The sequence below is a fragment of the Actinokineospora terrae genome, assembly GCF_900111175.1.
Classification (GTDB): Bacteria; Actinomycetota; Actinomycetes; order Mycobacteriales; family Pseudonocardiaceae; genus Actinokineospora; species Actinokineospora terrae.
Genome location: NZ_FOGI01000018.1, coordinates 31,135 through 50,083 on the forward strand (window position 1 = coordinate 31,135; position 18,949 = coordinate 50,083).

Annotated in this window: 19 protein-coding genes and 1 pseudogene; 8 read left to right on the forward strand and 12 right to left on the reverse strand. The window is 70.0% G+C overall.

The genetic code is table 11. From position 1 onward, the window contains the following. Positions 1 to 4: 4 nt before the first annotated feature. The 3 genes from BMY07_RS31280 to BMY07_RS31290 form a co-directional block, all read right to left on the reverse strand. Positions 5 to 493: an SRPBCC family protein gene (locus tag BMY07_RS31280; protein ID WP_092786553.1), complete on the reverse strand. Its 489-nt coding sequence runs from the start codon at positions 491 to 493 to the stop codon at positions 5 to 7. A 2-nt stretch (positions 494 to 495) separates the two neighbouring features. Further along, positions 496 to 846: an ArsR/SmtB family transcription factor gene (locus BMY07_RS35740; protein WP_092786555.1), complete on the reverse strand. Its 351-nt coding sequence runs from the start codon at positions 844 to 846 to the stop codon at positions 496 to 498. 460 nt (positions 847 to 1,306) lie between these two features. Further along, positions 1,307 to 2,278, reverse strand: a complete 972-nt coding sequence (locus BMY07_RS31290; RefSeq protein WP_092786557.1) for an NAD(P)-dependent alcohol dehydrogenase — start codon at positions 2,276 to 2,278, stop codon at positions 1,307 to 1,309. A 68-nt stretch (positions 2,279 to 2,346) separates the two neighbouring features. On the opposite strand from BMY07_RS31290, the gene BMY07_RS31295 reads away from it, so the two are divergent. Then, the gene (locus BMY07_RS31295; RefSeq protein WP_092786652.1) at positions 2,347 to 3,021 is read left to right on the forward strand and encodes a TetR/AcrR family transcriptional regulator; all 675 of its coding nucleotides are present in this window, start codon (positions 2,347 to 2,349) and stop codon (positions 3,019 to 3,021) included. 10 nt (positions 3,022 to 3,031) lie between these two features. Continuing rightward, positions 3,032 to 3,412: an MmcQ/YjbR family DNA-binding protein gene (locus tag BMY07_RS31300; protein ID WP_177215903.1), complete on the forward strand. Its 381-nt coding sequence runs from the start codon at positions 3,032 to 3,034 to the stop codon at positions 3,410 to 3,412. Here BMY07_RS31300 and BMY07_RS31305 read toward each other — a convergent pair. Continuing rightward, positions 3,354 to 4,898 carry a flavin-containing monooxygenase gene (locus tag BMY07_RS31305; RefSeq protein WP_092786559.1) on the reverse strand — a complete coding sequence of 515 codons (1,545 nt, stop codon included), beginning with the start codon at positions 4,896 to 4,898 and terminating at the stop codon, positions 3,354 to 3,356. The genes BMY07_RS31300 and BMY07_RS31305 overlap by 59 nt on opposite strands. Before the next feature lie 129 nt (positions 4,899 to 5,027). On the opposite strand from BMY07_RS31305, the gene BMY07_RS31310 reads away from it, so the two are divergent. Beyond that, positions 5,028 to 6,659: an amidohydrolase gene (locus BMY07_RS31310; protein ID WP_092786656.1), complete on the forward strand. Its 1,632-nt coding sequence runs from the start codon at positions 5,028 to 5,030 to the stop codon at positions 6,657 to 6,659. Here BMY07_RS31310 and BMY07_RS31315 read toward each other — a convergent pair whose 3' ends face one another. The 3 genes from BMY07_RS31315 to BMY07_RS34685 form a co-directional block, all read right to left on the reverse strand. Next, positions 6,660 to 7,043, reverse strand: a complete 384-nt coding sequence (locus BMY07_RS31315; protein WP_092786561.1) for a hypothetical protein — start codon at positions 7,041 to 7,043, stop codon at positions 6,660 to 6,662. Between the two features lie 435 nt (positions 7,044 to 7,478). Next, positions 7,479 to 8,087 carry an SGNH/GDSL hydrolase family protein gene (locus tag BMY07_RS31320; RefSeq protein ID WP_092786563.1) on the reverse strand — a complete coding sequence of 203 codons (609 nt, stop codon included), beginning with the start codon at positions 8,085 to 8,087 and terminating at the stop codon, positions 7,479 to 7,481. Positions 8,088 to 8,235: 148 nt separating this feature from the next. Next, the gene (locus BMY07_RS34685) at positions 8,236 to 8,379 is read right to left on the reverse strand and encodes a hypothetical protein (protein WP_177215904.1); all 144 of its coding nucleotides are present in this window, start codon (positions 8,377 to 8,379) and stop codon (positions 8,236 to 8,238) included. A gap of 130 nt (positions 8,380 to 8,509) precedes the next feature. On the opposite strand from BMY07_RS34685, the gene BMY07_RS31330 reads away from it, so the two are divergent. Beyond that, a complete protein-coding gene (locus BMY07_RS31330; RefSeq protein ID WP_092786567.1) occupies positions 8,510 to 9,355 on the forward strand; it encodes an oxygenase MpaB family protein in 846 nt (281 codons plus the stop codon). Between the two features lie 109 nt (positions 9,356 to 9,464). Here BMY07_RS31330 and BMY07_RS31335 read toward each other — a convergent pair whose 3' ends face one another. Then, the gene (locus BMY07_RS31335) at positions 9,465 to 10,220 is read right to left on the reverse strand and encodes a methyltransferase domain-containing protein (RefSeq protein WP_092786569.1); all 756 of its coding nucleotides are present in this window, start codon (positions 10,218 to 10,220) and stop codon (positions 9,465 to 9,467) included. Between the two features lie 654 nt (positions 10,221 to 10,874). Here BMY07_RS31335 and BMY07_RS36320 point away from each other — a divergent pair. The 4 genes and pseudogenes from BMY07_RS36320 to BMY07_RS31350 form a co-directional block, all read left to right on the forward strand. Beyond that, positions 10,875 to 10,955: pseudogene (locus tag BMY07_RS36320) on the forward strand (hypothetical protein); the annotation flags it as partial. A gap of 140 nt (positions 10,956 to 11,095) precedes the next feature. Continuing rightward, positions 11,096 to 11,353, forward strand: a complete 258-nt coding sequence (locus BMY07_RS35070; RefSeq protein WP_218150855.1) for a hypothetical protein — start codon at positions 11,096 to 11,098, stop codon at positions 11,351 to 11,353. Positions 11,354 to 11,489: 136 nt separating this feature from the next. Then, positions 11,490 to 13,274 (forward strand): DUF11 domain-containing protein, encoded by a 1,785-nt coding sequence (locus BMY07_RS31345; protein WP_092786571.1) that lies wholly within the window; start codon positions 11,490 to 11,492, stop codon positions 13,272 to 13,274. Between the two features lie 134 nt (positions 13,275 to 13,408). Beyond that, the gene (locus BMY07_RS31350) at positions 13,409 to 13,981 is read left to right on the forward strand and encodes a hypothetical protein (RefSeq protein WP_092786573.1); all 573 of its coding nucleotides are present in this window, start codon (positions 13,409 to 13,411) and stop codon (positions 13,979 to 13,981) included. A 110-nt stretch (positions 13,982 to 14,091) separates the two neighbouring features. Here the strand turns inward: BMY07_RS31350 and BMY07_RS31355 are convergent, their stop codons facing one another. From BMY07_RS31355 to BMY07_RS31370, 4 genes are read right to left on the reverse strand one after another with little or no spacing between them, the layout of a single operon-like run. Further along, positions 14,092 to 15,723 carry an alpha-amylase family protein gene (locus BMY07_RS31355; RefSeq protein WP_092786575.1) on the reverse strand — a complete coding sequence of 544 codons (1,632 nt, stop codon included), beginning with the start codon at positions 15,721 to 15,723 and terminating at the stop codon, positions 14,092 to 14,094. Then, the gene (locus BMY07_RS31360; RefSeq protein WP_092786577.1) at positions 15,720 to 16,670 is read right to left on the reverse strand and encodes a TIGR03885 family FMN-dependent LLM class oxidoreductase; all 951 of its coding nucleotides are present in this window, start codon (positions 16,668 to 16,670) and stop codon (positions 15,720 to 15,722) included. Before BMY07_RS31360 ends, BMY07_RS31355 begins: the two co-directional genes overlap by 4 nt. Positions 16,671 to 16,728: 58 nt before the next feature. Beyond that, positions 16,729 to 17,913 (reverse strand): alcohol dehydrogenase catalytic domain-containing protein, encoded by a 1,185-nt coding sequence (locus tag BMY07_RS31365; protein ID WP_092786579.1) that lies wholly within the window; start codon positions 17,911 to 17,913, stop codon positions 16,729 to 16,731. Positions 17,914 to 17,927: 14 nt separating this feature from the next. Further along, positions 17,928 to 18,944: an NAD-dependent epimerase/dehydratase family protein gene (locus tag BMY07_RS31370; protein WP_092786581.1), complete on the reverse strand. Its 1,017-nt coding sequence runs from the start codon at positions 18,942 to 18,944 to the stop codon at positions 17,928 to 17,930. Positions 18,945 to 18,949: the final 5 nt, after the last annotated feature.

Here is an 18,949-nt window from a genome sequence, read left to right on the forward strand (position 1 = left end):
ATCATCAGGCCTCGGCGAGGATGGTGTCGATCTGGGCCATGGCCAGGCGCATGCCCTCTTCCATGCCCATCTCGGCGAGCTTCTGGAGTTCGGCGAGCGAGGAGAAGTGGGTCACCGAGGTCATCCTGGTGCCGGTGCCGGTGGGTTCGAGGGTGATCACGGTGTTGGTGGTGGGCATGGTGTCGACGGGGTTGCCGTCGTTGTCGGCGAAGCCGTCCTCGAACTCGAGGCGGGTCGGGGCGTCGACGGCGGTGACGCGCCACCAGCCGCCCGCCTTCTCGCCCTCGGGGCCGCTCATGTAGTACGCGGAGCGGCCGCCCACGGTCAGCTCGTGCTCGGTGAAGGTCGCGGGCCAGGTCGGCGGGCCCCACCAGCGCTCCAGCTGACGCGGGTCCTCCCACACCTGCCACACCCGCTTGACGGGCGCGCCGAACTCCGCGACGAAGGTCAACGTCAACGCCTCGGTGTCCTTGTGGGTGCTGATCACGGTCATCGTCAGGTCCTCTCAGGAGTGTCGTCTTCGGCCAGGATGTCCTCGATGGCCCGGGCGCGGTGCCGCCAGATCTGCTCGTAGGACTCGAGCAGCCTGGCCACCGTGCGCAGGATGTCCGGGTTTCCCCGCACGAGTTGCTCCCTTCCCCGCCGCTGCTTGGTCACCAGTCCGGCCCGCTCAAGCACCGCCACGTGCTTCTGCACGGCGGCGAAGCTCATCGCGTACCGCCGAGCCAGCGCCGAGACCGACTGCGGTTCCCGCAGCACCCGCTCCACGATGTCCCGCCGAGTCGCGTCCGCCAACCCGTGAAACACCCGGTCCGCGTCGGCGTCGCCGAACTGATTTACAACCACACGGTTGTACGTTAGCCGTGACACTCCTGAAGCGCAACCCCCTGGTTGTAGGTTCTCCCGACCCCACCCCCCACCCCTGAACAACGTCGGCCAACCACACACCCCCAAACAACGTTGGCCAAACAACGCTCCTCGGAGTCGCTGGTGCCAAACTGCTCGATGGGGCGGACTTGTTTTGTGTGGGGGGACGGCACCCGTAGCGTCGCTCACCGTGGCAGGGCCTGCTTGTGGGCCCCTGCTTTGCGGTTCTGCCCGGGTGTCGTAGGGGCCCCGCGCAGAACAAGTTCGCCCCATCGAGCAAAGCTCGAAACTCGCGCCCGAACGCAATGCCGAAGGCGAGCCGTTGATCGTCGACGCCGCAGGCGAGCACGAGAGCCGCCACCCCCAGCTCAAGATCAAACATGCCCGCCTTACACAGCAGCGCAGCCCCCCAGGTCGGCGAGCACCACCGACACACCGATCAGATCGTCACCACCACCTTCCCGCGAACCCGACCGTCCTGCATGTACTGGATGGCGTCGGCGGTCTGTTCCAACGGAAACGTGCGGTCGATCGCGGCGGTGATGGCGCCCGACGCCGCCAGGTCGGCGAGTTCCCGCAGATCCGCCTGTCGCTCCGAACTCACCAGCGACGTAAGGCGCTGGCTGACAAACGGGGACATCAGCGGCGCCCACAACCCCCGTTGGAAGCCACCCAGGATGCGGCCGCCGGTCTCGCTGCCGACGATCACCACGCAGCCGCGCGGGGTCAGTGCCCGGCGGAGGCGGCGCACGGTGCGGTGGCCGCCGGTGTCGATGATGACGTCGTAGCGGTGGCCGCCGTCGGCGATGTCCTGCTTGGTGTAGTCGAGGACGTCATCCGCACCCAGTTCACGAACCAGGTCGACCTTGCCAGTACCGCAGACACCCGTCACCCGCGCGCCGCGCGCCTTGGCGATCTGCACGGCGAAGCTGCCCACGCCACCGGACGCGCCGATCACCAGCACGCTCTGGCCGGCCTGGACCTTGGCGTTGTCCCGTAAGGCCTGCAGCGCGGTCAGCGCGGACACCGTGGTCGCGGCGGCCTGGACCGGGGTCACGTTCTCCGGGCGCGCGACGAGCTTGGCGGCCTTGGCCGGGGCGAACTCGGCGAACGCGCCCTCGCAGATGCCGAACACCTCGTCCCCGGGGTGCACGGTCGTCACCGCCGCGCCCACCGACTCGACCCGCCCCGCGACCTCCCGGCCGCGCACCGGCGTCTTCGGTCTGCGCAGCCCCGTGGCCAGCCGGGCCGGGTACGGCACCCCGGCCATGAGGTGCCAGACGCCGCGGTCCACCCCCGCCGCGTGGACCCGCAGCAGCACCTCGTCGGCGCCGATGGTGGGCGGGTCGATCTCGGCGACGCGCAGGACGTCGTGCGCCTCGCCGTACTCGTCCTGGACGACCGCTCGCATGGTTGGCTCCCTTACGTTGTAAACTTACTTTGTAAGAATGAGGCTTACGACGTAAGGTGTCAAGTGTGGTGGAGAAACGGACCAGACTCAGCCGGGACCAGGTGCTCGCGGCGGGCGTCGAGTTGGCGGACGCGGTGGGCATCGAGGCCTTGACCATGCGCAAGCTCGGCGAGGCGCTCGACGTCAAGGCCATGTCGCTCTACCACCACGTGGCCAACAAGGAGCAACTGCTCGACGGCATGACCGACCTGGTGTTCGCCGAGATCGACCTCCCCGACGACACCGACTGGCGCACCTCGATGCGGGTCCGCGCCTTCTCCGCGCGCACGGCCATGGGCCGCCACCCGTGGGCGCTGAGGCTGATGGGCTCGCGCACCACCCCCGGCGAGGCCACAGTGCGCCACCACAACGCCGTCCTCGGTGTCTTACGCCGCGCGGGGTTCCCCCTGGCGCTCGCCGCGCACGCGTTCTCGGTGCTGGATGCCTACATCTACGGCTTCGCCGTGCAGGAACAGAGCCTGCCCTTCGACACCGAGGAGGCGCCGACCGAGTTGGCCCAGGCGATCCTCGCCCAGTTCCCCACCGACAGGTACCCGTACCTGGCCGAGTTGACCGCGCGCTACGTGGAGAGCCATGACTACAACTACGCCCAGGAGTTCACCTTCGGCCTGGACCTGATCCTCGACGGTCTTGAGAGAGCCCTGACTGTCGGTGCGGCTGCCTATACTCCCGCCCGCGAGTGAGGGAGTGGGGATGGCTGGGCGGCGTAAGAAGACCCTGGGTGTCCAGGACGAGGAGTTCTTCGAGATCGTGGGCGCGTTAGCGGAGGTGACCAGGGCGGAGGGGTCGACTCATAGCTCGTTCAGCGTGAGCGGCCGCAAGTTCGGTTACCACTGGCCGCGCACGCAGACCGTGGGGCTCAAGCAGACCTTGTCCGAGCAGCTGGCCCTGGTCGCCGAGCGGCCCGACGTGTTCGAGGTCCAGTTCACCTCGGGCGGGTTCGGGTGGGTGGTGGTCCAGCTCGCCGGGATCGACCGCGACGAGCTGACCGAGCTGGTGTTCGAGGCGTGGCGGCTCACCGCGCCCGAGGACCTGGTGGCAGCGGCTGCCGATCCGGCGTCGCGGCGCGGCTGAAGGTCATCTCCCGGGTGATCGGCGTGCGGCGCAGCGTCAGGGTGTCCAGCACGTAGTTCATGGTCGGCCGCCACGGCAGCCGTGAACCCTGCCTGGGCAGTTCGGCCAACCCGCGCTGCACATAACCCGCGGTCAGGTTCACGAACGGCTCCTCGGTGACCCCGGGGGGCGGCGCGGACGGCGTGGCGACGTCGTAGGCGTGGTCGGACATGTGGCGCAGCAGCCGGTCGAGGTAGCCGGCGACGAGGTCGAGCTTCAGCGTCCAGGTGGCGTTGGTGTAGCCGAGCACGTAGACCATGTTCGGCACCCCGGCCAGCATCATGCCCAGGTAGGTCATGGTGTCGGTGGTGCGCACCGGCCTGCCGTCGACCGACAGCTCGGCCCCGCCGAACAGGCCCAGGTTGAACCCGGTCGCGGTGACCAGGATGTCGGCGAGGACCACCTTGCCCGAGGTCAGCCGCACGGCGCCGTGGTCGAACCCGGCGATCGTGTCGGTCGCCACGGTGGCCCGGCCCGAGCCGAGCGCCGTGAAGAAGTCGCCGTCCGGGACCATGCACATCCGCTGGTCCCACGGCCCGTAGCGCGGGTTGAAGTGCTCGTCGACCGGATAGCCCGCGGGCAGCGCGGCCACCGCCGCCTTGCGCAGCATCCGCCGCACGAGCTCGGGTCGGCGCTGGCTGAGCTGGTAGAACGCCATCGCCGTGGCGATGTTGCGCCACCGGACCACCCGGTGGCCCAGCCCGCCGGGCAGCAGCCGGGCCAGCCTGGGCGCGAGCGTGTCCGCGGACGGCAAGGACAGGACGTAGCTGGGCGAGCGCTGCACCATCGTCACGTGCGCGGCGTCGCGGGCCAGCGCGGGCACCAGGGTCACCGCGGTCGCACCGCTGCCGAGCACGACCACGCGCTTGCCCGCGTAGTCGAGGTCCTCTGGCCACGCCTGCGGGTGCACGACCTGGCCGCCGAACTCGGCGATCCCGGGCAGGTCGGGTTTGAAGCCGCCGTCGTTTCGGTAGTAGCCGCCGCACATGAGCAGGAACGAGCAGGTCAGCGCGACTTCGGCGCCGTCGTGGTCGATCCGAAGCTCCCACCGCGCCCGCTCGGAGTCCCAGTTCGCGGCGACCAGCCGGTGCCGCAGCCGGACCTCGTCGAGCACCCGGTACTCGCGGGCGGTCTCGCGCACGTAGTCCAGGATCTCCGCTCCCCCGGGCATCGTCTCCGCGCGCGCCCACGGCCGGAACCGGTACCCCAGGGTGTGCATGTCCGAGTCCGACCGCACACCGGGGTAGCGGAACAGGCTCCACGTGCCGCCGGTCTCGTCCCGCGCCTCCAGCAGGGTGAACGTCGTCCCCGGTCGCTTGGTCCGCAGGTGACACGCCATCCCGATCCCCGACAGCCCAGCGCCGACGATCACCACATCCAGGTGCTCCACGGCGGTGTAGCTTGCCCGCACCGGCCGCCGCGGGCCAATCAAGTCCAGTGTGGACATGCGGGGCCTTGGTCCTGAGCGCACCCTTGTTGTCCGCGGCCGCACGAGGACGCACGGGGGCGTTCTGCGCGGGTCGCGGTGCCCGAACACTGGCGGGACCCCGACCGCTGTCCACCAGGAGTGCGCACCTTGGCCGCTGACCTGATCCTCACCAACGCCACCGTCCACACGGTGGACGCCGACCGGCCGAGGACGACCTCGCTGGCCATCGCCTGCGGCCGCGTGGTGGGTTACGACGACGTCGAGCGCGGACCGGACACCGAGGTCAGGGACCTGGGCGGCGCGTTCGTCATGCCGGGTCTGGTCGACGTGCACAACCACCACGCCCTGGCCGGGCGCGCCGAGCTGTTCGAGCTGACCTTCGGCGGCGAGCTGGGGTTCGAGGCCATCCTGGACGCGGTCCGCCGCTGGTCGCGGGGGCTGGAGCCGGACGAGTGGGTGGTCGGCGGGGCGTGGGCGTCGACGCTGGTGGAGACGCTGTCGCGGGAGTCGGCGCGGCGCGCGCTGGACGAGGCCGCTGGCGGGCGCCCGGTGGCGTTGACCGACGACAGCAGGCACAACCGGTGGGTGAGCAGCCGGGCGCTGGAGCTGGCAGGCGTGACGGCGGCGACGGCCGACCCGGCGGGCGGGGTGATCGTCCGCGACCCGTCGACCGGCGAGCCGACCGGGGTGCTGCTGGAGGCCGCCGGGGTGCTCATCGAGCACGCGATGCGCGACACCCGGACGTTGACCGCCGAGCAGCACGCGCGCGCCTCGCGGCACGCCATCGAGGTCCTGCACTCCTTCGGGATCACCGCGTTCCAGGACGCCGGCGTGTCGGTGGACATCCTCGGCGCGCTGAAGTCGCTGGACGAGGCCGGGCGGCTCGACGCGTGGGTGGTGTCGTCGCTGCTGATCAACGACCCGATCTTCGGCTTCGACCCGATCGGCCTGCCGCTGATCGAACTCGGCTCCCGCTACCGCACCGAGCACCACCGCCCCGACTTCGTCAAGATCTTCCTCGACGGCGTCCCGCCGACCCGCACCGCCGCGTTCCTGGAGCCCTACCTCCCGGACGAGGTGCACGGCGCCTGCTTCCACGGCGCGACGACCATGCCCCCCGCGGAACTGGAGGGCTGGCTGCGCACCGCTGCCCAGGCCGGGCTGTCCGCGAAGATCCACTGCACCGGTGACGCCGCCGTGCGTGCCACGCTCGACGCCGTCGCAACGTTGCGCGCCGAGGGGTACGACACGGTGAAGTACCAGGTCGCGCACGGGCAGTTCGTCCACGCGGACGACCTGGCGCGATTCGCCGAGCTGGGTGTCTCGGCCGACATCTCGCCGTTCCTGTGGGTCCCCGGCGTCATCCCGACCGCGATCGCGAACGTGCTCCCCGCCGAGCGCGCGTCCCGGATGCAGCCCAACCGCTCGTTGCTCGACACCGGCGCCCTGGTCGCGGGCGGCTCCGACTGGCCGGTGAGCGAGTCCCCCAACGCCTGGGAAGGCATCCAGGGCCTGGTGACCCGCCAAGACCCGAACGGCGTCTTCGGCGGCTCCCTGTGGGCCGAGCAGGCCATCTCCCTGGGCGAGGCCATCGAGGCGTTCACCCTCTCCGGCGCTCGCGCCATGGGCCTGGACGACGTGACCGGCTCTCTTACCCCGGGCAAGTCCGCGGACTTCATCGTCCTAGACCGCGACCCGTTCACCCGCCCCATCGCCGAGGTGGCCACCACCACCGTCACCGAAACCTGGTTCGCGGGCCGCCAGGTCTTCCAGCGCTAGTCAGCCACCGCTGGCGTCGCCCTGGCGATCACCCTGCGGACGACGCCGGTTCTCCCCACCGTCCGCCGCACCGGGCGGGGTGTCCCCGTTCGCCTCGGGTCGCTTGTCCTGCCGCTGGCCCTGGTCGTCCCCGCGCTCCTGGTGCGAGGCCGACATCCCAGGACCGTGGTCGGCAGCCCCGTATCCGAGGGCGAACCCCGCCGCACCCCCGACAACCACCATCCCAGCGGCAACAGCGGCCACGACCGCCCGCCCAACCCGCCACTTGGCCTTGCTGGTCGGCACCTGCGGAGCCGCGTAGGTGGGGACGTGCTGCTCGGCCCCCTGAACGACCTCGGCAACAGGGACGGTCTGCTCATCGCGCTGATCCGGCGTCTGCGACATGGTGGTGATTCCTCTCGACTCGGGCTGACACCCAGGAGCGTCGACCGCTCCGCCTGCCGAACCAGATGAGCCCGCTGTGCGTTGCCTGTGCGCTTCCTGAGCGACGCCTCGCACGATTGGTCGTGGGCGAAGGTGCCGCCACCGTGGCGGCCTGGACCGCGGTGGACAGGTTGATGGATCCGCCGGCGATGTCAGGCGCGCGTCACCTTCTGCTCGTCCGAGCCGCGGATCGGGCGCAGGCCAGTGAGTCCGAACAGGCGAGTCGGTCCTCCGCGAACCGCATGTCCCCGCAGCGCCGAGGCGGGCAGCGCTCGGGTCGCAAGGGTCCTAAGGTCCGACGAGGTACCGGCTGTGCGGCGAGGCGAAGCGGCGCGGTGTGCAGGGGCGGTCCAAGATGACCAAGAAGTAGTTGGTGAACGCACTGGGGAGAAGCGCTCAGCTCCCTGAGTCCGGCCTGGTCACCAGGCGGACACAGGGAGAAAGAGCTTCTGCGATGAGCGCGTACCCCGCGGGCGAGGGGTGGAAGCGATCGGCGGAGAACAGTGCCGGGTCTGACCGGAACCGGTCGAACAGGTCCGGGCCGAGTGCGGCGACAGTGCCCCCGGCTCGGGTGGCGGCATCGGACTGGGCTTCGGCATAGAGACGACTGGCTTGGCGGACGAGGTCGCGGTAGGCCGGGGGGACGTGGGAGACGATGCTGAGGTCGGGCGCGGTGGCGACGACCACCGCGGCACCCGCGCCGACCAGGTGGGCGACGGCGTCCTGCACGAGGCGTGCCCCGACCGCGGGCGCGGTGAAGGAGGTGAGGTCGTTGGCGCCGATGACCACCAGAGCCAGGTCGACCCCCGCCGCGGCCGAGGCGTGGACTTGGCGGGCCAGGTCCGTCGAGCGCGCACCGGAGACCGCGTGCACGCTCAGGTCGATGCGGTGACCGTCCCCTCGCAGCACCGTGGCCAGCCGATGGCCGATGGTCTGCTCCGGCGAGGTGCAGCCGACACCGACCGCGAGCGAGTCGCCGAGGACGTGGAACCGGATTGTGCTCATCACCAGGACAAACGCGCGGGCGGGCGGGTGCTCTCCGCTCCCAGGCGTGTCCTGCCCCACGTCACCTCGACTCTGTTCGTCCCATACGGACGCCCCCGGCGTAATCGCCCCCAGGTTCGACCTCGTCGTCGCGGTCGACGACGAGGCTCTATTGGATGATCGTGTCCGGCTCGTCCACCGGAATGGGCGTCGACGCTGTCTGGGTGGTGTCGTCGATTTGCTCCGCGGCGGGCTCGGGGTGGAGGTCGATGAGTCGGGTACGGCGGGGGTTGGCGATACCGGTGTAGGACATGCCCTGGTAGTACCAAGGTCGGCACCACCGGCAAACCTTGACGTGGATCACCCTCGACTCGAGCAGGAACCACTCCACTCACAGGGCCGCCACGGTCCATCGCGCCTAGCCTGGGAGTGGAGGTGGTGGCATGGAGTCGGTCTTGAGCCCTCGGCGGTTGCGGAGACTCGCGGGCGAGCAGTTGTTCGCGCGAGTCGCCGGACCCGATGGCCAGGCGGTGCGGGCGCGGATCCACGACACCCCCGGCGAGCGGTGGTTCGGCCCGGACCGGCCGATCCAGGCGGTGCACGGGGACGCGTCGATGTTCGTCGGCGGGTTGCGGGCGCTGCTGCTGCAATCGCTGCACCCGCTGGCGATGGCGGCCGTCGCGGCGCACTCCGGCTACCGCGGCGACCCCTGGGGACGGCTGCAGCGCACCAGCACCTTCCTGGCCACCACCACCTTCGGCACCGCCGCCGACGCCCAGTCCGCCGTGAACCACGTCCGCGGCATCCACGAGCGAGTACGCGGCACAACCGACCGCGGCGACGCTTACCACGCCGCCGACCCGCACCTGCTGGCCTGGGTCCACGTCGCCGAGGTCGACAGCTTCCTGCGAGCCCACAAGCGGTTCGGAGCCCACCCCCTCGACCACGCGGGCTACGACGGCTACGTCGCCGACACCGCCCGCATCGCCTCGGCGCTGGGCATCACCGACCCACCCCGCGACCAAGCGGACCTGGCCGCACGCCTGGAGGCCTACCGCCCCGAACTGCGCCCCATACCACAAGCCCGCGACACCGCCCGATTCCTCCTGCTCAACCCACCACTACCGTGGATCGCCCGGGTCCCGTACGCCGCCCTGGCAGCCAACGCCGTCGCCACACTCCCACCCTGGGCACGGGCACAACTGCGGCTGCCCAGCCTCGGTGGCCCGCTCGTGCGCGTCTCCGGCCACTGCCTGGTCCGCTCCATCCGCTGGGCCATGGCGGGCTGACCGGCCCGACGTGCCGACAGCGACGGCGTAGGCGCCGCGGCGGGAGTGGCCGGTGCGTGAATCCGCGGCAGGGAACACAGTCGTGCCCACTGGGGGATGTCGGTGAGGGTCAGCGTGGTGCGTGGGCGTCGATGAGGAAGCGGTGCGCGAGGGTGCGGAACGAGCCTTCCGCGCGGATGTGCTTGTCCAGCAGGGCAAGGTGTTCGCGGTAGGGGTCGACGGCGAAGTCGGGGACGAACCAGACGATCTTGCGCAATAGGTAGACCACCGCGCCGATGTCGCCGAACTCCACCTGTAGACCTACCTTGCGCAGGTCTCGCACCCGCAATCCGGCTGCTCGCGCCGCGTCGGCTTCCCGCTCGGCCAGGCCGTCCTCGACTTCCTGGGCGCCGAGCATGGCCTCGACCAGTTCCCGTCCCGACCCGGACCCGACGTGCTGGCCCAGGTAGGCGCCACCCGGTGCCAGGACCCGGGCGACCTCGGACCAGTTCGTGGACCCGATCCTGGGATGCCTGCTGACGACCAGGTCGAAAGCGCCGTCGCGGAACGGGAGCACCCCGTCTTCCGCCTCGACGACCGCGGCGCCCCACGGTGCCAGCGCGCGCCGCGCGGACTCGAGCAGATCCGGCCTGTTGTCGGTCACCGCCAACACCTCGGGCCGGATCCTCAGCGCCCCGGCCAGGATCTGCCCATCACCGCCTTGGGCGTCCAACACCCGACGCGCCCGCGACGCCCGTTGCCCGACCAGGCGGGCATACCCCCACGGTGGACGTTCCTCGCCTGCCCGTCCCTCCAACCAGGAGTAGTCCGATCCGGACACCGGCACCGCCGCGGCCTCTTGGACCAGTTCGTCGAACGAGCGCACCGCCCCAGTATTCCAGCACGGCGTAGGGAACGCTGGTCAGGCAGCGAAACGGAGTGCCTTCCCCCGACATGTCGTCGTGATCCATCACCGCTCCCGCCTGTTGTCGGACCCACTAGTGCGCTCATTCCGCCTGACCGCAAGCCGATTCCAGCCGTCATCTTCCCCATCTTCGACTCGTCGGGCTCGGCTGACCTTTCCGCGGCAGTCGCACATCTGATTCCCCTCGGTCCCCTTCGTGTTCATGTCGAGGCTTCCTCACCAATCGCGAACCACGTGGTCCGGGTGTGCGAAGAGCCAAGCACCGCCGGCGGGGCGGTCGGGTGAACTCTCGTTCCTGCATAGCTACCCAAGCGGTAGACGCCCCCACGAATGCTGGGCCATCGAGGTGACATGGTGGTCGTGGTCGGGGTGAGCGGTGTCGCGCTTATGGCTCTTCGGAACCGGCGGTGATACTCCAACGGGCCGGGTGTCGCACATTCACCGGCCATCCGCAACCGCTGTCGCACTTCAGAGAGGAAGGCGCACGTGGTTCGACACGCTCAGCCCCAACGAAACAGATGGGCCGCACTCGGTCTCGGCGCGGCGATCGTCGCCACCGCGTTGACCGTGTTCACCAGCGCGACCGCCCAGGCCGCGGCGCCAGGCACGCTCTACGTGGCCAACCAACGGGCCAACACGGTCTCGGTCGTCAACGCGGCGACCGGCACCATCACCGCGACGATCCCGGTCGGATCGGACCCAGCGGGGAGGCGATCAGCGCGGACGGTTCTCGGGTCTATGTCGCCAGTTCCGGCAACGGCATCAGCAACGGCACGGTCTCGGTGATCGACACCAGCACCAACACCGTCACGGCCACCATCGGGGTCGGCGGCACCGTGTCGGTCATCGACACCGCCACCAACACCGAGACCGGCACCATCACCGGCCACCCGGTCCCGGGCCAGACGATCACCTTCACCGTCGGCTCGACCACCGTGTGCACGGCCGCCACCAACGCCAGTGGTGTGGCCACCTGCCACGGCCCGTGCCCGGTCCTGGTGGCCCTGCTCGCGGGCCACTACACGGCCACCTTCGCCGGTAGCGCCACCCTCGCTCCCGCCACCGCACGCGGCAACCTCATCCAGCACCACTGACCGCGTCCAGAACCGCTGCGTGCGACCGAGCCGGCCTCCCACAGCGGATCCGCGAGGTCGGCGGCGCCCTGTCGGCACAAGCCCACGCCTCCATCACCGCCCACGTCCACTCCCCGCCAAGCGAAAGTGAGCCACCATGCCCATCGGCACCACCAGACCGCGCGCCGCGATCGGGCGACGAGTACGAACCCTGACCTGCGCGGTGATCATGGCCGCGGCGTTGCCGGTGGTCGTCGGTCCCCCGGCACAAGCCACGTTCCCCGGAATCAACGGCAAGATCTACTTCGACCAGGACGACGAGGTCTACTCGATCAACCCGGACGGCACCGGACTGACCCAGCTCACCGACTCCGACGACCTGTCCAAGGATCCGCGGGTCAACGCCGACGGGAGCAAAGTCGCCTTCCTGCGGTACTCGTTTTCCCAGGGCTCCAACCAGGTCTGGGTGATGAACCCGGACGGCACCGGCGCCACCCAGCTCACCAGCGCCATCAGCGCCGACTCCGGCTCGCTGGCCTGGTCACCCGCCGGGGACAAGCTCGTCTACAGCCCCGACCTGCTGACGGTCATCGACGCCGACGGGACCGACCCGTTCTCGCTGGGCGTGTCCGGCGGCGCCCCCACGTGGTCCCCGGACGGCACCAGGATCGCCTACACCGCGAGCGGTGGCATCCGCGCCATCAACCCCGACGGCACCGGGCAGACCACCATCAAGAACCGACCCAGCCCCCCGGAGTTCCTCAGCGGCCCGAGCTGGTCCCCGGACGGCACCAAGATCGCGGCCTCGACCTACGACTTCTCCACCGGGCAGGGCGGGGTCTTCACGATCAACGCGGACGGCACCGGCTACACCAACATCTCCGGCACCAACACCGACGACGGAGCCGCGGTGTGGTCCCCCGACGGCACCAAGATCTCCTTCCACGACGGCACCGGCCTCGCGGTGATGAACACCAACGGCACCGGCCGGACCGCGCTGCACTCCGGCTTCCTCAACAACGGTGACTGGGCCGCGGTCCCCGCCGGGGCCGACGTGTCGGTGTCGGTCACCGACTCGGCCGACCCGGTGTCCCTCGGTGGTAGTCCGTACACCTACACCGTGAGCGTGGCCAACGCCGGGCCGGCCGGAGCAACCGGGGTGTCGGTGTCGACCACCTTGTCGGGTGCCAACCGGACGATCAACTCGGCCACCTCCTCACAGGGCTCGTGCACGGTGTCCGCGCCGACCGTGTCCTGCGCCCTCGGAGCGGTCGCGGCATCGGGCTCAGCGACCGTGACCATCTCCGTCACCCCATCGGCCACCGGCACGATCACCGCGACCTCGACGGTGTCGGCCACCGAGACCGATCCCTTGTCCGGCAACAACACCGCGGCGCAGTCCACCACCGTGAACAACGCGTTGGGCTGCGCCATCACCGGCACTCCCGGCAACGACACCCTCAACGGCGGCAACGGCAACGACGTCATCTGCGGCCTGGGCGGCAATGACGTCATCAACGGCGGCAACAACAACGACACCATCTACGCCGGTGCGGGCGACGACACGATCGACGGCGGCAACAGCGACGACACCATCCACGCCGGTGACGGCGACGACGTCATCGGTGGCGGCAACAGCGCCGACTACCTCTACGGCGAGGCGGGCAACGACACCAACTACGGCGAAACCTTCCTCGGATCCCTGCTCTACCTGTTCGACAACGGCAACGACCACATCTACGGCGGCCCCGGCAACGACGACCTCGACGGCCAGAACGGCAACGACACCATCGTCGACCACGACGGCACCGACATCATGAGCGGCTCCAACGGAAACGACACCATCGACGTCCTGGACGGCGTCGGCGGCGACACCGCCAACGGTGGCCTCGGCTCCGACACGTGCGCAGTCGACGGCGGCGATACCGCCACTGGCTGCTGACCACAGTGGACAGGTGTGCCCGCCGGTCGCGGGCACACCTGTCCACCTCCACGACCAGAAGATGACGGCGCAACGCCCCCAACCAGGAACCGGCCGCGACAACCCCGTGAACAGCTCCACGAACGGAGACAACGATGAGGACCCACACCGGTCGACGCGGGGTAGCAGCCCGATCTTGGCGCCGAGCAGGCGCGGTCGCGGTACTGGTCGCCGTATCCACTCTGCTCCCCGCACCGGCCGCGCACGCCGCGATCGGCTCGGTCACCTGCACCGGTAGCAGCCACGTCACCTACTCCCCCGGCCTCACCCTCACCCCGCAGACCGTCACCGTCCAGGAAACCGACACCATCCCGTCCTGCACCTCCACCGACCCCACCCTGACCAGCATCACCACCGGCGGCACCTACTCCTACCCCGCCCCAGGCGCCGCCTGCAACGCCATCGAACTCAACCCGGCCTGCGGCACCCTCGCCATCCACTGGAACAACGGCCAGACCTCCACCCTCACCGGCATCGTCGGCACCCTGACCGCCACCGGCGGCATCGTCCAGAACACCGCCACCGGAACCGTCACCTCCGGCGAGTTCACCGGCGCCAGCGCCACCATCTCCTGGATCTACGCCCTCGTGAACCCACTGCTGTGCCTGATGCCCGGCGGCCTGACCACCCAGGACGGCACCATCCTGGTCCAGATCGCCGGAATCTGACCGCCTTGAGCCACAACACCTCACCGGGCGTAACCCCACCAGCGGGATCGGACGGCCGTCTCAGTGAGAGGGCTGCGTCGCCTCCTTCTCCGAAGAGCGAGGCAGCAGACCTAGGCGGGATGGCGGATCCAGAGGGAGCCGTAGGGAGCGACGGTGAGCTTGCCGTTGTGGAAGGGGATCGGGGTTCGGGTGAGGAGGTCGTGGTGGGGGCCGTCGGGGATGGGGAGGGCTGTGGTGGCTTCGAGGTTGGTGAAGTTGTGGATGGCGGTGATGGCGGTGCCGTCGGCTGTGCAGGTGTGGGCGAAGAGGGCGTCGTCGTCGGTGGGGTGGGAGGTGCAGTCGCCCCACGCTAGTTCGGGGTATTCGCGGTAGCGCTCGATCAGGAGGCGGATCCAGGACAAGAGGGAGTCGGGGTCATGGCGTTGGTCGGCGACGTTGATCTCGGAGGGGCCGTAGGTGCCCGCAGGGGGTGGCGCGGGGAAGGTCGACGGGTCGGCGTCGGAGAAGCCCGCGCCGACGCCGGGTTCCCACTGCATCGGGGTGCGGACGGCGGAGCGGCCCTCGACGGCGAGGTTCTCCCCCATCCCGATTTCCTCGCCGTAGAACAGGACGGGGGTGCCGGGCAGGGAGAACAGCAGGCTGTAGACCATCTTGATCCGGCGTTGGTCGCCGTCGAGCATCGGGGGCAGGCGTCGGCGGAGGCCGCGGTCGTAGAGCTGCATGTCCGGTGACGGGCCGAATGTGGCGAAGACCTCGGCACGCTCGGCGTCGGTGAGCTTGTCCAGGGTCAGCTCGTCGTGGTTGCGCACGAACGTCGCCCAGTGCGCGTCCCGGGGCGGCTCCGGGCGTTCGGCCAGCGCCTGGACCAGTGGTGCCGCCGAGCCGCGCGCCAGGCCCAGGTACATCTTCTGCATGCCGACGAAGTCGAAGCACATCGTCAACTGGTCGCCGACGCCCGCGCCGAAGTACTCCATGGTGTCCTCGTAGGGCAGGTTCACCTCGCCCAGCAGCACCGCGTCACTCGCGCGGCGGGAGATGAACGCGCGCAGGTCGACCAGGTAGTCGTGCGGGTCGGGCAGGGTGGACGCGTCCAGGCTGCCCTCGGTCTCCAGGAGGAACGGCACCGCGTCCACCCGGAAGCCGGACAGGCCCAGCTCCAGCCAGAACCCCATGATCCGCGCCATCTCGTCGCGCACCGCCGGGTTGGCGACGTCGAGGTCGGGCTGGTGCTTGTAGAACCGGTCCAGGTAGTACTGCTCGGTCTTCTTGTCGTACTCCCACAGGCTGGTTTCCTTGTCCGGGAACACCACGCCCTTCGGCCCGTCCGAAGGCGGCTCGTCGCGCCACACATACCAGTCGCGGTAGGGTGAGTCCCGGCTCTCCCGCGCCGACTTGAACCACGGGTGCTGGTCGGAGGTGTGGTTGACGACCAGGTCGGCGATGACCCGAATCCCGCGATCACGGGCTGTGCGCACGAACTCCACGAAGTCGCCCAGCGTGCCCAGGCGCGGGTCGACCGAGTAGTAGTCGGTGATGTCGTAGCCGTCGTCGCGGTCCGGCGAGGGCAGGAACGGCATGAGCCAGAGGCAGGTCACGCCCAGCCGCTCGAAGTGGTCGATCCGTTGCGTCAGGCCGCGGAAGTCACCGCAGCCGTCGTCGTTGCCGTCCTGGAAGGTCTCCACGTCCAGGCAGTAGACGACCGCGTTCTTCCACCACAGGTCCGAGGTCTTGGTCAGTCTCACAGCTGCCCCAGCACCTTCGCGCCGAACGCGTCGATGAACGCGTCCTGCTGTGTGCCGACGTGGTGCAGTTGGATCAGCTCGAAGCCGAGGTCGGCGTACTCACCTAGCCAGGCAGCGTGCTGACCGAGGTCGGCGGAGACGTTGACCGAGGCGCGAACCTGGTCGGGGGTGACGAACTTGGCGATCTCGTCGAAGTGGGCCGGGAGCAGGTCCCAGCAGACCGGCGGCGGGAACACGTTGCCGCGCCACTGCTCGTGCGCGACGGCCAACGCCTCGTCCTCCGACGGCGCCCAACTCAGGTGCACCTGCAACGCGAGCTGTCCGCGCCCGCCCGCGTCGCGGTAAGCGTCCACCATGGACCGGAGGTGCTCGACCGGTGCGTTGACGGTGATCAGCCCGTCCGCCCATTCCGCGCACCAGCGCGCGGTCTCGACGCTGACCGCCGCGCCGTACAGCTTCGGCGGAGTCTCAGGCAGCGTCCACAGCCGGGCCCGGTCGACGGTCACCAGGCCGTCGTGCGAGACCTCCTCGCCCGCGAACAGTGCCCGGATGACGTCCACGCTCTCCCGCAACCGCGCCGACCGCACATCTTTGCGCGGCCACACCTCGCCGGTGATGTGCTCGTTGGACGCCTCACCGGTGCCCAGCGCCGCCCACAGCCTGCCCGGGTACATCGCGCTGAGCGTGGCCATGGCCTGGGCGGTGATCGCCGGGTGGTAGCGCTGGCCGGGAGCCGTCACCACACCGAAGCCCAGCGAGGTCGCCTGCAGCGCGGCACCCAGCCACGACCAGGCAAACCCCGATTCTCCCTGCGCCGACGTCCACGGCGCGAAGTGGTCGGAGCACATCGCCGCGCCGAACCCGGCGGCCTCCGCCCTGCGCACCGCGTCCAGCAGCCGCGCCGGGTGGACCTGCTCATGGGACGCGTGTAAGCCGTAGACCGCCATGCGCGGTACCTACCCGCCCCGGGCAAATCCGACACGGCGCGGACGGGCTGGGTCCCTGTCAGGGGGTGAAGACGACCTTGACGGCGCCGTTCTCCTTGCGCTGGAACATGCCGTAGGCCTCGGGGGCATCGGTGAGGGCGATCTTGTGGGTGGCGAAGGTGTCGACGCCGAGGGGGTCGTCGTCGGTGAGCAGCGGGAGCAAGTCGGGGACCCAGCGGTGGACGTTGGCTTGGCCCATGCGCAGCTGGATCTGCTTGTCGAACAGGGTGAGCATCGGCAGGGGGTCGGTCATGCCGCCGTAGACGCCGACCAGGGAGATGGTGCCGCCGCGGCGGACGATGTCGATGGCCAGGCGGAGGGCTTCGAGGCGGTCGACGCCGACCTTGCGCATCATCTTCTCGGCCGCGGCGTCGGGCAGCAGGCCGACCGCGCGTTGGGCGAGTGAGGCGACGGGGGCGCCGTGCGCTTCCATGCCGACCGCGTCGATGACGGAGTCGGCGCCGCGGCCGTTGGTGAGTTCGCGGACCGCGTCGGCGAGGTTGGCACCGTGTTCGCGCAGGTCGAGGGTGTGCACGCCACGGGAGGCGGCGCGGGTGAGGCGTTCGTCGACCAGGTCGATGCCGATGACCTTCTCGACACCGCGGTGCTGGGCGACGCGGGCGCACATGTCGCCGATCGGGCCGAGGCCGATCACCGCGAGGGTGCCGCCGGGCGGGACCGCGGCGTACTCGACGCCCTGCCACGCGGTGGGCAGCACGTCGGACAGGAAGAGGAACCGATCGTCGGCCGGACCCTTGGGGACCTTGATCGGCAGCTTGTCGGCGAAGGGCACCCGCAGGTACTCGGCCTGACCGCCGGGGACGCCGCCGTAGAGCTTGGTGTAGCCGAACAGCGACGCGCCCATCCCCTGCTCGCGCACCTGGGTCGTCTCGCACTGGGAGTGCAGCCCCTGCCCGCACATGAAGCAGTCGCCGCAGGAGATGTTGAACGGGATGACGACCCGGTCGCCGACCTCGAGGTCGGTCACCGCGCTGCCGATCTCCTCGACGATGCCCATGGGTTCGTGGCCGAGGATGTCGCCCTCGGTGAGGAACGGGCCGAGGACCTCGTAGAGGTGCAGGTCGGAGCCGCACAGCCCGGTCGAGGTGACCTTGATGATGGTGTCGGTCGGGTCCTTGATGATCGGGTCCGGGTGGGTGTCGACGCGGACGTCGCGCTTGCCGTGCCAGGTGAGGGCCTTCACGTCGTTCTCCTCGGTCAGGGGTGCAGAGCGGGGCTTGCGGCGACGCCCGCGCGGTCGGCGAGACCGGCGACGAGGTCGCGCAAGGTGTCGTGGGCGTCGGTGGTCGGTGTCCAGCCGAGGTCGGACCTGGCTCTATCGGTGCGCAGCACCGGCACGGACAGCGCGAGGTCGAGCCAGCCGGGTGAGGTCGGGAGCAGCCTGATCCGCCACCCGGCCGCGACCGCTGCCCGGACTACCGGTGCGGGTAGTTCGACCACGCGGCCACCGAGCACGGCGGAGAGATCAGCCGAGTCCAACACCGGCTCGGCGGCCAGGTTCAGCGCCCCTCGGTAGCTTTGTTCCGCGGCGGCGATGGCGGCGGTCGCGACATCGGTGGAGTGCACGAACTGGAGCACCAACCCGCGCGGCAGCGGAAGAACAGGCAGCTTCCCGTTGCTCGCCAGGTTCCACAGTGGACGTGGGACCAGGGCGCCGAGGAAGTAGCGGCGGATCTCGCTCGCGGCGTCCCGTTGCAGGATCAGGCCCGGCCGCAGGCGAGCCACGGCCACATCGGGGTGGGTCACCTCGAAGGTGTCGAGAAAGGACTCGACTTCCACCTTGTGCAGGCTGTAGGAAGAAGTCCGCACCCCGGTCCGGGCGTGGTTCTCGTCCACCGGGGTCAGCGACTGGCGAGGCGCGTACGTGCCGACGGACGAGAGGTAGACCAAGCGGGGAACCCCAGCCCGGGCGACCGCTTCGAACACAGCTCGGCTGCCATCGACGTTCACCGACCGCAGGTAGCCCTGATCGTGACTGGGCTGGATCGCCCACCCGGCGTGGACGACCGCGTCCGCGCCGCCGAAGATCGGGCGGAGCCGCGTCGTCGAATCGGAGCAGGCAATGTCGATCGACTCCCACCGCACGCCATCATAAGGTTCCGCCTGCTGGGGAACCCGCCGGGAAACACCGACCACGGTGTGCCCCGCGGTGCGGGCGGCCCGGAGGACGGCCGTTCCCACGTTGCCGCTTGCTCCGACAATCACGATGCGCATGTCTG

Excerpts from the sequence above, each read along its gene's own strand:
- BMY07_RS31280 (WP_092786553.1), bottom strand. The coding sequence starts at position 493 with ATGACCGTGATCAGCACCCACAAGGACACCGAGGCGTTGACGTTGACC.
- BMY07_RS31290 (WP_092786557.1), bottom strand. The coding sequence starts at position 2,278 with ATGCGAGCGGTCGTCCAGGACGAGTACGGCGAGGCGCACGACGTCCTG.
- BMY07_RS31300 (WP_177215903.1), top strand. The coding sequence starts at position 3,032 with ATGGCTGGGCGGCGTAAGAAGACCCTGGGTGTCCAGGACGAGGAGTTC.
- BMY07_RS31305 (WP_092786559.1), bottom strand. The coding sequence starts at position 4,898 with ATGTCCACACTGGACTTGATTGGCCCGCGGCGGCCGGTGCGGGCAAGC.
- BMY07_RS31315 (WP_092786561.1), bottom strand. The coding sequence starts at position 7,043 with ATGTCGCAGACGCCGGATCAGCGCGATGAGCAGACCGTCCCTGTTGCC.
- BMY07_RS31320 (WP_092786563.1), bottom strand. The coding sequence starts at position 8,087 with ATGAGCACAATCCGGTTCCACGTCCTCGGCGACTCGCTCGCGGTCGGT.
- BMY07_RS34685 (WP_177215904.1), bottom strand. The coding sequence starts at position 8,379 with ATGTCCTACACCGGTATCGCCAACCCCCGCCGTACCCGACTCATCGAC.
- BMY07_RS31330 (WP_092786567.1), top strand. The coding sequence starts at position 8,510 with ATGGAGTCGGTCTTGAGCCCTCGGCGGTTGCGGAGACTCGCGGGCGAG.
- BMY07_RS31345 (WP_092786571.1), top strand. The coding sequence starts at position 11,490 with ATGCCCATCGGCACCACCAGACCGCGCGCCGCGATCGGGCGACGAGTA.
- BMY07_RS31350 (WP_092786573.1), top strand. The coding sequence starts at position 13,409 with ATGAGGACCCACACCGGTCGACGCGGGGTAGCAGCCCGATCTTGGCGC.
- BMY07_RS31360 (WP_092786577.1), bottom strand. The coding sequence starts at position 16,670 with ATGGCGGTCTACGGCTTACACGCGTCCCATGAGCAGGTCCACCCGGCG.
- BMY07_RS31370 (WP_092786581.1), bottom strand. The coding sequence starts at position 18,944 with ATGCGCATCGTGATTGTCGGAGCAAGCGGCAACGTGGGAACGGCCGTC.